Source organism: Pseudomonas fragi, assembly GCF_900105835.1.
Taxonomy (GTDB): domain Bacteria; phylum Pseudomonadota; class Gammaproteobacteria; order Pseudomonadales; family Pseudomonadaceae; genus Aquipseudomonas; species Aquipseudomonas fragi.
On sequence record NZ_LT629783.1, the window covers coordinates 913,270 to 924,215 of the forward strand.

A 10,946-nucleotide genomic window follows, 5' to 3' on the forward strand; every position below is an offset into this window, starting at 1 on the left:
ACCGCCTCTGTGGGAGCGAGCCTGCTCGCTCTCACAGAGGCTTGGAAGGGCCGCCTACCGATGGGGATTGCGCACCCCGGCCACCCGGTAGCGACGCCCGCCAAGGTGTTCGAACATCAGCCTGAATGCGCCACGCCCGGTGCCGCCACCGGGGTAAGCATGCAAGTCCGCCGACCATAATCCACCTTCGTCCTGATGCTTGTGCCAATGCACGGCGGCTGTACGGCCCTCACGCAGATGCCCGATGGTCAGAGCAATGCTTCGCCCTTCAGGGCCACCCATCAAGTGTTCAACCGCGGACATATCGGCACTGAAAGCCGAAGCAGGTGCCCGTGCCAGCACGCCGGGGCTGTCGCTGCTCGCGGCTGGCGCACCTGCCCTGGCCACTTTGCGCCTGGCCAGCCCGGTGGTGGCCTGTATGTCAAAGGTGCTGACTGCCCCGGCAGTAGAAGGCCCCGCAGGTTGTTCGGGTTGTGCCCGAACCGGGTCACGCAGCAGGATATTGCTGTACCCCAACCGGCGCATGTCCCTGCCCATGGGCTTGCCGGCTTGCATCAGATTATTGGCCACTTGCGCAGAGACTGCCGGCCCGACAAAACCATAAATCTTGCCTTCTGGCGTGCTATGGGCCGCGACCGACAACAAGGCATTGTCCCCCTGGTGTTCGTAGAAAAAATTGACCAGCCGATGGGTTTCCTCATGGGTCAACCCCCGGGACTCTGCAATGTCGATGGCCCGTTGCGACAACCATTCGGCAATGCTCTCGGCGGAGTTGTGCACGGCCCTTCTTCTGGCATTGCGATATCCTTCATGCACCAGCAACCCCAGCAACACTCCACCCAGCAAGGCACCCGCCGTCGCGCCAATGGCCGGCATATCAGCCAAAGCCCCCAGCGCAAGACCCGCCAGGCCAAGAAAGCCAACAAAAAACAGGCCGAGACTCACTCGCTCACTCATCGTGCTGCCCGCACGTCCGTCGGCATCAGCCAGCGTCATCGGGTTATTGCTCACCATTGCATAAAGATTCAGGCCATCGACCTCTGCCGCCGGGTCAGGGCTGATCCAGCGCTGCAACCACGGCGCGTAGTACCTCAAACCGTAGTAATACAACCCGCTGGCATCGCGTTCCTTGCCCGAATAGCGAAGGGTTTTGTAACTAGCCTCGACGGCATTTTTCGCGGCCCACCAGGCAGTTTCCCCGTAGGGGTAAAAGCCTTCCTGGCTGAGCAACACCGCTTGTTCATCCAGTTCCAGGGTGCAACTGCCGGTCAGGTCCGACAGGGTGAAGCGCAACTGCTCGTCGTTGACTCCCGCAGGGCGGCCCTTCTGCCATTGCAGGGCCCTGATCGACGTGCGCCCGGTTTCAACTGTCAGCACATTGAGCCACTGGCCGGTGGCGTGGTCGCGACGCAGCTCCAGGCCCGGCAGATAAATCACTTCGCGCAGATGCGTCGTGCCTGCAGCCTTGCTCACGCGGCGCTTGAGCAGCCGCTGGCCGTGGGCGTCGTACGCATAGCTCTCGGTATCCGCCTGGCCGTAGTCACGGAGCACCTGGCTTACCTGCGCCAACTGGTTGCGCAGGTTCCAGCTCAGGGCCTGGCCCGCGGTCAGCGTCTGCTGGTTGCCGCAGCGATCGAAGCCCACGGCCTGGCCCTGGATCCAGGCATGATTGCTGTGCGCGGCCACGGTCATGCGCCGGGTGTAGCCCTGACCGCTTGAGGGCACATGGCGCATCTGCACCAGGTTGCCTCCCGCATCGTACTGATAATGGCGGCTGTAGTTGCGCCACAGGTCAGCCTGAGCGGCACCGAACACGACCAGCCCGGGCAAGGCCGGACCGCCAGCGTGCCGGGCGTTTTCCCGGCCACTGGCGTTTATCAGTTGGTACAGGCTGTCATACCCGTACACACAGGTGGCATCGCTGCGCACATTGCTGTGCCAGGTGGTGGGCTGTGCTGCATCGCGGATACTGAGCACATTGCCCACGCGATCGTAGGCATAGGTCATGTCTTGTAGCGCGTTTTCCCGACGCGCCGAACGATAGGCCGCCAACCGCAGCAGGCTGCCATCTTTTTCGTCGTAGCTGAATTCGGCGAGCATACCGTTACCCATCTGCTCGCGGGTGACCTGGCCCTGCGCGTTGCAATCCCTGCGTTCCAGCAGCACCTTGCGCCTGGCGCTGCTGAACACCAGTTCGACCCGGGCCAGTTCACCCTCCACGCCGTACCGCCACAGCCGCTGATTGCCCCTGGCGTCGGTCAATTGCTGCAGCCCGCCCAGTGCATCGTAGTGCCAGCTACTGACAAAGCGCTCAGGGGCCAGTTGCAGCTCGCGCAAGTGTTCGGCTGCCGGCCAGTCAGGCGGCGTATCGGCTTTCAGCAGGCGCCGCGACTGACCCGTCATGGCCCCGCCGAGCCCGTAATGTTCGATTGTCACACTGCCTGCCGGGTCATCGTGGCGCACCAGCCGGCCACAGCGGTTGAACGCCGCATGCCCGGCACTGGTCGGCGCATATGCCAGGCGTTCGACACAACGCTCGCGCGCGTCATTGCCCGCCTGCTCGAACACCGCCACCCGGCGCAGCAAGCCATCGTATTGATGGCGTTGCCGGGAGCCCCGACTGTCCCAGCGGGTTAATCCCTGCCCGCCACTGCCTGACAAGACAATGTGCCACCCGGCATCCACGCTGTCAGTGCGCAGCACCCGCCCGGACAGGCTGTATTGACGACTGATGGCGGGCCGCCCACCGGGGCTGTGACCTTGCAAGGCATGCAGTCGCGGATCCCACTGCTGCTGCAGCGCGCCGGTGATACCAAACACATTGCGGCGGACCCGGGCCACGGGTTGATCCTCGACGCGCAAGCGCTGGTAGGCCACCGTGCGCACACTCGCCCCTCTGGGATCGAAGGCGGTCAGTGAAGGGGTAAAACGATGTAGAGAAGCCATAAGCACATACCTGACTGGCAGCAAGATTTAGCCAGCCTAGGTAGACCCGCATCGCCACAGGCGGTACATATTGGTTTTTTTACTAGGCCGTTCTGACCGCATAGACAACACCCCTACGTCACGTCATGACACAGAATTTAATTGATAGTGTCCTAACAAAAAGCGCAGGCTAGAGAGCTTGGTAACGCTTTGTATCATTCCGGATGATATTGATCTTCGCTGGGTTCGATTCGTGCCCCGGCACGCGCGCCAGCATTATCCGCCCATCTCAATAGATTGGCGGACTCCCCCTCATGGAACAGTCACTTAAACATTTGCGCTTCCCACTCGCGGCCCTGGCCATCGTGGTGATGAGCGCATGCGGCAAAACTCCCCAAGCGACTGCTCCGGCTCCAGCTGCAAAAGTCAGCGTGGCCAAGGTGCTTGAACAGCCGGTCAATGAATGGGATGAATTCACCGGGCGCCTGGAAGCACCAGAGACCGTAGAAATTCGTCCACGCGTGTCGGGCCAGATTGATCAGGTCGCCTTTACCGAGGGCGCCCTGGTGAAAAAGGGCGACCTGCTGTTCCAGATCGACCCGCGCCCGTTCCAGGCCACCGTGCGCCAGCTTGAAGCCCAGGTGCAACAAGCCCGCGCCAATGCCAGCCGTACCGATAACGAAGCCCAGCGCGGCGAGCGCCTGCGCCAGAGCAATGCCATCTCGGCCGAGCTGGCCGACTCGCGCACCACCGCTGCCCAGCAAGCCCGTGCCGGCGTCGCGGCCATCCAGGCAGAACTGGACCTGGCCAAACTCAACCTGAGCTTCACCCGCGTCACTGCACCGATCAGCGGCCGTGTCAGCCGTGCCGAAATCACCGCAGGCAACATCGTCACTGCCGATGTCACGCCGCTGACCAGCCTGGTGTCCACTGACAAGGTGTACGCCTACTTCGACGCTGACGAGCGTGTGTTCCTCAAGTACAACCAGCTTGCCCGCCAGGGCCAGCGCGGCCAGACCACGCCGGTATACCTGGGCCTGTCCAACGAAGACGGCAACCCGCACCTGGGCCAGATGAACTTCGTCGACAACCGGGTCAACCCGCAGACCGGCACCATCCGTGGTCGCGCGGTGTTCGACAACACCGACGGCAGCTTCACCCCCGGCCTGTATGCGCGTCTGAAGCTGGTCGGCAGCGCCACCTACTCCGCCGTGCTGATCAATGACGAAGCCGTGGGTACCGACCTGGGCAAAAAGTTCGTGCTGGTGATGGATGCCGACAACAAGTCGACCTACCGCGCCGTGGACCTGGGGCCGAAAATCGAAGGCCTGCGCATTGTTCGCAGCGGTCTGAACAAGGGCGACACCATCATCGTCAAGGGCCTGCAGAAAGTGCGCCCCGGCTCGCCGGTAACGCCTGAAGTGATCCCGATGGCCAACGAACAGACCCTCGCCGCACTGGCACAACAACGACAAGCCCTGGAAGCCAGCAACCTGCCGCAAATCAAGCCCGCCACTGGCGCGCCGAAATTGGCCAGCGTCGCGACTCCTCGCGGTTAAGGGACGATAACTCCGATGAATTTTTCCCAGTTCTTTATTCAGCGGCCGATTTTCGCCGCTGTACTTTCCTTGCTTATCCTGATTGCGGGCGGCATTTCGCTGTTCCAGTTACCGATCAGCGAATACCCGGAAGTGGTCCCGCCTACCGTCGTGGTGCGCGCCAACTTCCCCGGGGCCAACCCCAAGGTGATCGGCGAAACCGTCGCCGCACCTCTGGAGCAAGCCATCACCGGTGTCGAGAACATGTTGTACATGTCTTCGCAGTCCACCGCTGACGGCAAGATCACCCTGACCATCACTTTCGCCCTGGGCACTGACCTGGACAATGCGCAAGTGCAGGTGCAAAACCGCGTGACCCGCACCCAGCCCAAGCTGCCGGAAGAAGTGACGCGCATTGGTATTACGGTGGACAAGGCCTCCCCCGACCTGACCATGGTTGTGCACTTGACCTCGCCGGACAAGCGCTACGACATGCTGTACCTGTCCAACTACGCCATCCTCAATATCAAGGATGAACTGGCGCGGCTCAACGGTATCGGCGATGTACAGATGTTCGGCATGGGCGACTACTCGCTGCGGGTATGGCTCGATCCAAACAAAACCGCGTCGCGCAACCTGACCGCCACTGATGTGGTGACAGCGATCCGCGAGCAGAACCGCCAGGTCGCCGCCGGCGCCCTCGGTGCCCCGCCCGCCCCCAATGCCACCAGCTTCCAGTTGTCGGTCAACACCCAGGGCCGTCTGGTCAATGAAGAAGAGTTCGAGAACATCATCATCCGCTCCGGCGAAGATGGTCAGATTACTCGCCTGAAGGACATCGCCCGGGTCGAGCTGGGCTCCAGCCAGTACGCCCTGCGTTCGCTGCTCAACAACCAGCCCGCCGTGGCGCTGCCGATCTTCCAGCGCCCGGGTTCCAATGCCATCCAGATCTCCAATGACGTTCGCGCCAAGATGGCCGAGCTGAAGCAGAGCTTCCCCGAAGGCATGGACTTCGACATCGTCTACGACCCGACGATCTTTGTACGCGGTTCTATCGAGGCTGTGGTCCACACCCTGTTTGAAGCGCTGATCCTGGTGGTACTGGTTGTTATCCTGTTCCTGCAAACCTGGCGCGCTTCGATCATCCCGCTGGTCGCTGTGCCCGTATCGCTGATCGGTACGTTCGCAGTGATGCATATGTTCGGCTTCTCGCTTAACGCTTTGTCGCTGTTCGGTCTGGTGCTGGCCATCGGTATCGTGGTCGACGATGCGATTGTGGTGGTGGAAAACGTCGAGCGAAACATCGAACTGGGGCTCAACCCCGTGGACGCCACCAAGCGCGCCATGCGCGAAGTGACCGGGCCGATCATCGCCACCGCGTTGGTACTGTGTGCGGTGTTTGTTCCGGCGGCCTTTATCTCGGGCCTGACCGGGCAGTTCTACAAGCAGTTCGCCCTGACCATTGCCATTTCCACGGTGATCTCGGCCTTCAACTCGTTGACCCTGTCCCCGGCATTGGCGGCGGTACTGCTCAAGGGCCATCACGCGCCCAAAGACCGCTTTACCCGCTTTCTGGACCGCCTGTTCGGTGGCTGGCTGTTCGGTCCGTTCAACCGTTTCTTCGTCAAGGCCAGTAACGGTTATGTCGGTACTGTGCGACGGATTATCCGTGGCAGCGGCATCGCCATGCTGGTGTACGCAGGCCTGATGGCGCTGACCTGGGCCGGATTTGCCCACACCCCGACCGGCTTTGTCCCGCCGCAAGACAAGCAGTATCTGGTGGCCTTCGCCCAGTTGCCGGACGCCGCGAGCCTGGATCGCAGCGAAGAAGTGATCAAGCGCATGTCCGAGCTGGCCCTCAAGCAGCCCGGCGTGGCCAACTCGATCGCCTTTCCCGGCCTGTCGATCAACGGTTTCACCAACAGCCCCAACAGCGGCATTGTGTTTGTTGCACTCAAGGACTTCGATGAGCGCAAGGACCCGAGCCAGTCAGCTGCGGCCATTGCCGCCACGCTGAACGCGGAATTTGCCGATATTCAGGAAGCTTATATCGCCATCTTCCCGCCGCCGCCGGTACAGGGGCTGGGCACCATTGGCGGTTTCCGCCTGCAAGTCGAGGACCGTAGCGGCCTGGGTTATGACGAACTGTACAAAGAAGTGCAGAACGTGATCGCCAAGAGCCATAACGTGCCGGAACTCGCCGGGTTGTTCACCAGCTATCAGGTTAACGTGCCGCAAGTCGACGCGGCCATCGACCGCGAAAAAGCCAAGACCCACGGCGTTGCTATCAGCGACATCTTCGACACCCTGCAGATCTACCTGGGTTCGTTGTATGCCAACGATTTCAACCGCTTCGGTCGCACTTATCAGGTGAATGTGCAGGCTGAGCAGCAGTTCCGCCTGGAACCCGAGCAGATTGGCCAGCTAAAAGTGCGTAACAACAAGGGCGAAATGATCCCGCTGGCGACCTTTATCAAGGTCAGCGACACCGCAGGCCCTGACCGCGTGATGCATTACAACGGCTTTGTCACCGCAGAAATCAACGGCGGCGCAGCACCGGGCTACAGCTCGGGCCAGGCCGAAGCAGCGATGGAAAAACTGCTCAAGGAAGAACTGCCCAATGGCATGACCTACGAATGGACCGAGCTGACTTATCAGCAAATCCTGTCGGGCAATACTGCGCTGTTCGTGTTCCCGCTCTGTGTACTGCTGGCATTCCTGGTACTGGCGGCCCAGTACGAAAGCTGGAGCCTGCCATTGGCAGTGATCCTGATCGTGCCGATGACACTTTTGTCGGCGATTACCGGGGTGATCCTGTCGGGGGGTGACAACAATATCTTCACCCAGATCGGCTTGATCGTACTGGTGGGCCTGGCGTGCAAGAACGCGATCCTGATCGTCGAGTTTGCCAAGGACAAACAGGAAGAAGGCCTCGACCCGCTGGCCGCTGTGCTGGAAGCCTGCCGCCTGCGTCTGCGGCCGATCCTGATGACCTCGTTCGCCTTCATCATGGGTGTGGTACCCCTGGTGCTGTCCAGCGGTGCCGGTGCCGAAATGCGCCATGCGATGGGTGTGGCGGTGTTCTCGGGGATGCTCGGGGTGACCTTCTTCGGCCTGCTGCTGACGCCGGTGTTCTATGTGTTGATTCGCCGTTATGTGGAGCGCAGTGAAGCGCGCAAGGCGGCCAAACACCTCAAGCTGGAGTCGCAACAATGAGCGTGAAAGTTTTTCTGCCGAGCCTGTTGGTGCTGGCCTTGAGTGCCTGCGCCGTGGGCCCGGACTACAAGACCCCGGCCACTGAACCGGCACAGATCAGTGCCGATAACCTCAAGGGCTTTGACCGGGCGCATTTTGAAGGGATCTGGTGGCAGCAATTTGATGACCCGACCCTCAACCAGCTGGTGACCCAGTCACTGGCCGGCAACCGCGAGCTGCGCGTGGCATTTGCCCGCCTGCGCGCGGCCCGGGCGATTCGCGATGATGTCAGCAACGACGCCATGCCGACCATCACCAGTCGTGCCAGCAGCGATCTGGGCAAGGGCCAGATCCCGGGCCAGACTGAAAAGCGCGTCAACAGCGAGCGTTACGACCTGGGCCTGGACATGGCCTGGGAAGTCGACCTGTTTGGCCGTATCCAGCGCGAGCTGGAAGCCAGCGACGCTGACGAACAGGCCGCTGCAGCCGATCTGTATCAGCTGCAAGTCACCATGATTGCCGAACTGGTGGATGCCTATGGTGAATTGCGCGGCGCCCAACTGCGTGAGCGCATCGCCCTGGACAACCTGAAAAACCAGCAGGACTCCAAGGCCATCACCGAAAGCCTGCGTGACGCCGGGGTTGGCGATCAGTTGGACGTAGTCCGCGCTGATGCCCGCCTTGCCTCGGTTGAAGCCAGCGTGCCGCAGTTGCAGGCGGAGCAGGTGCGCGAGCGCAATCGTATTGCCACCTTGCTCGGCCAGCGGCCTGAGCAGTTGAGCGTGGATCTGAGCCCCAAACAGCTGCCGGCAATTGCCAAGGCGCTGAATATCGGCAACCCCGGCGACTTGCTGCAACGTCGCCCGGACATCATGAGTGCCGAGCGCAAGCTGGCAGCGGCGACGGCGCGGGTTGGCGTGGCCAAGGCCGACCTGTTCCCGCGGGTCAGCCTCAGCGGCTTCCTCGGCTTTACCGCAGGGCGCGGTTCGCAGATCGGCTCGGCGGCGGCCAATGCCTGGGCCCTGGGCCCGCGCATTACCTGGCCGGCGTTTGATCTGGGCAGCGTGCGGGCACGCCTGCGCGGGGCTGACGCCGAGGCCGATGGCGCCCTGGCCAGCTACGAGCAGCAAGTCCTGTTGGCCCTGGAAGAGTCGGAAAACGCCTTCAGTGACTACGGCAAACGTCAGCAGCGTCTGGTATCGCTGATTCGCCAGAGCGAGTCCAGCCGTACTGCGGCGGACTTGGCGGCGATTCGCTACCGCGAAGGCACGGTGGATTTCCTGGTGCTGCTGGATGCCCAGCGCGAGCGCCTGGCGGCCGAAGACAGCCAGGCCCAGGCCGAGGTTGAGCTGTATCGCGGCGTGGTAGCCATCTACAAGGCACTGGGTGGTGGCTGGCAAGCCGAGACCGTGGCCAGCGCGTACTGATTCAACGAGCTCCTTTGGTTGGCCGCAACCAACCAAATTTTTGGCCCCGCGTACATTCGGTCGCGGGGCTTTTTTTTGCCTGAACATCAAGAGCCCCTCACCCTAACCCTCTCCCGGAGGTAGAGGGGACTGATTTGTGGCGGTCTTGAATCTCTGCGCAGTCAGCTCCCTCTCCCTCTCCCTCCGGGAGAGGGTTGGGGTGAGGGCATGGCGATTTGACTCAAGCCCCAGACTCACCCACTCTTGCAGCCCATACGTAAGCCTGTTTCTGGATATTGGATGACCCAGCCCCGCCGCTACCTCGTAATCAGCCTGGTGTCAGCACTCGTTGCCGCCGGCCTCTGGTATTCGATGGCCCCTGCGCCTGCCGTCCCCACGCCCTCCGTGAGCCAGCGCTATTCCATCGCCCTGGACATAGCCCACAACGGCAAACCCGGTGCCGCCCGCGTGCTCTATCAGCAATTGGCCCGCACCGACCTGAGCGACAGCCGTCGCGCCAGCCTGCATGCCGAACTGCCCAACTACCCAAGCCCGCAAGCCCTGAAGCTGGCCGACGCCGACCTGCACAACCCGTCACCGCTGGTGCGCAAAGCGGCGATCCAGAGCATTGTCGGCCTCGTGCCCAGTGCCCAGCGCACGTTGTTGTTGGGGCCATTGCTCGATGACGAGGAACAAAGCGTGCGCTTTGCCGCGGCCAACGCCCTGCTCGGCCTGTCGCCAGATGAACAGGGCCTGTACTTCGGGCCGTTGCAGCAAGTGATCGACGAGTTCGAACGCGACCTCAAGACCCGCCCTGACAACCCCCAGGCCCAGGGCCAGCTCGCTCGCCTGTACCTGCACGAAGGCCAGCTGGATGAGGCCCAGGCGGCGCTGGAACAGGTCACCCGCCTGGACCCGGACAACCTCAAGGCCGTGGTGGCGCAGATCGATCTGCTGGACAAGCGCGGCAAGCCTGACCAGGCCCGTGAATTGCTGGCCCGTCAGCTCGAAGCGCACCCGGATTCAGCGTACCTGCAACATGCCTTGGGCATCTGGCTGCTCAACCACGGCCAGACTGAGTACGCCCTGCTCGGCCTGGCCAAGGCCGTGGAGCTTGAGCCCGACAACAGCGACTACCGCTACAAACTGGCCACGGCCCTGCATGACCTCGACCAGCTGGAAGCCGCGCAACGCCAGCTCGAGGAGCTGCTGCAACGCCAGCCCGCCAATCGTCGGGCGCGGGTGCTGTTGATTCGTTACTGGAAAGAGGCCGGGCAATTGCAAAATGTGCAGGTACTGCTGGCGCAACTGGAGCAGCAGAACCCGGATGACCCGGCGCTGCAGCAGGGGTTGTGAACAGCTGAACCTGTGGGAGCGGGCTTGCTCGCGATGCAGGCAACCCGGTCTGTCTGAAGCATTCGGGGTGATGCAATCGCGAGCAAGCCCGCTCCCACAAGCGCACCCCCAAAGGTATCAAGCGTCAAGCCAGCAATTTCTGGATCTGCGCCTGCAGGGTATCGAGGTCGAACGGCTTGGCCAGGATCGGTGCAGTCAGGGTGATCGGGCTGCCCGTGTCGCGGATCTCGGCCGGGTAGCCGCTGATAAAGATCACCTTCAGGTCCGGGCGCAGCTTGAGGGCAGGCTCGGCGATCTGTACCCCGGAAATCCCTCCCGGCAATCGGAAGTCGGTGACCATAAGGTCCAGATGCGGCTTGCTCGCCAGAATCTCGAACGCCTGCTCGCCATTTTCGGCCTGCAACACCCTGTAGCCTTCACCCGCCAGATAGGCACTGAGGACCATCAGGATCGAGGGATCGTCTTCGACAATCAAAACAACATCTTGCGCATCTTCACTCATGGGAAACCTTAATTCATGCCATCG

6 protein-coding genes are annotated in these 10,946 nt (G+C 62.0%); 4 read left to right on the top strand and 2 right to left on the bottom strand.

The annotated features are described in order from the left end of the window. Positions 1-54: 54 nt before the first annotated feature. Positions 55-2,946, bottom strand: a complete 2,892-nt coding sequence (locus BLU25_RS03970; RefSeq protein ID WP_029611437.1) for an RHS repeat domain-containing protein — start codon at positions 2,944-2,946, stop codon at positions 55-57. Between the two features lie 293 nt (positions 2,947-3,239). On the opposite strand from BLU25_RS03970, the gene mexE reads away from it, so the two are divergent. The 4 genes from mexE to BLU25_RS03990 all read left to right on the top strand — a co-directional run bounded on the left by mexE (position 3,240) and on the right by BLU25_RS03990 (position 10,420). After that, complete coding sequence (gene mexE / locus BLU25_RS03975) at positions 3,240-4,484, top strand: multidrug efflux RND transporter periplasmic adaptor subunit MexE (RefSeq protein WP_016781088.1); 1,245 nt, start codon at positions 3,240-3,242, stop codon at positions 4,482-4,484. A 15-nt stretch (positions 4,485-4,499) separates the two neighbouring features. Beyond that, positions 4,500-7,679, top strand: coding sequence for an efflux RND transporter permease subunit (locus tag BLU25_RS03980; protein WP_016781089.1), 3,180 nt, complete (start codon positions 4,500-4,502; stop codon positions 7,677-7,679). Next, on the top strand, positions 7,676-9,085 hold the full coding sequence (locus tag BLU25_RS03985; protein WP_016781090.1) for an efflux transporter outer membrane subunit: 1,410 nt from the start codon (positions 7,676-7,678) through the stop codon (positions 9,083-9,085). The genes BLU25_RS03980 and BLU25_RS03985 overlap by 4 nt, the downstream gene beginning before the upstream one ends. Positions 9,086-9,364: 279 nt before the next feature. Then, on the top strand, positions 9,365-10,420 hold the full coding sequence (locus tag BLU25_RS03990; RefSeq protein WP_016781091.1) for a tetratricopeptide repeat protein: 1,056 nt from the start codon (positions 9,365-9,367) through the stop codon (positions 10,418-10,420). Between the two features lie 124 nt (positions 10,421-10,544). On the opposite strand, the gene BLU25_RS03995 is transcribed toward BLU25_RS03990, so the two are convergent. Then, on the bottom strand, positions 10,545-10,922 hold the full coding sequence (locus BLU25_RS03995; RefSeq protein WP_016781092.1) for a response regulator: 378 nt from the start codon (positions 10,920-10,922) through the stop codon (positions 10,545-10,547). Positions 10,923-10,946: the final 24 nt, after the last annotated feature.

What these genes read in the sequence shown, in the direction of transcription:
- BLU25_RS03970 (WP_029611437.1), bottom strand. Translation starts at nt 2,946, where the DNA reads ATGGCTTCTCTACATCGTTTTACCCCTTCACTGACCGCCTTCGATCCC.
- mexE (WP_016781088.1), top strand. Translation starts at nt 3,240, where the DNA reads ATGGAACAGTCACTTAAACATTTGCGCTTCCCACTCGCGGCCCTGGCC.
- BLU25_RS03980 (WP_016781089.1), top strand. Translation starts at nt 4,500, where the DNA reads ATGAATTTTTCCCAGTTCTTTATTCAGCGGCCGATTTTCGCCGCTGTA.
- BLU25_RS03985 (WP_016781090.1), top strand. Translation starts at nt 7,676, where the DNA reads ATGAGCGTGAAAGTTTTTCTGCCGAGCCTGTTGGTGCTGGCCTTGAGT.
- BLU25_RS03990 (WP_016781091.1), top strand. Translation starts at nt 9,365, where the DNA reads ATGACCCAGCCCCGCCGCTACCTCGTAATCAGCCTGGTGTCAGCACTC.
- BLU25_RS03995 (WP_016781092.1), bottom strand. Translation starts at nt 10,922, where the DNA reads ATGAGTGAAGATGCGCAAGATGTTGTTTTGATTGTCGAAGACGATCCC.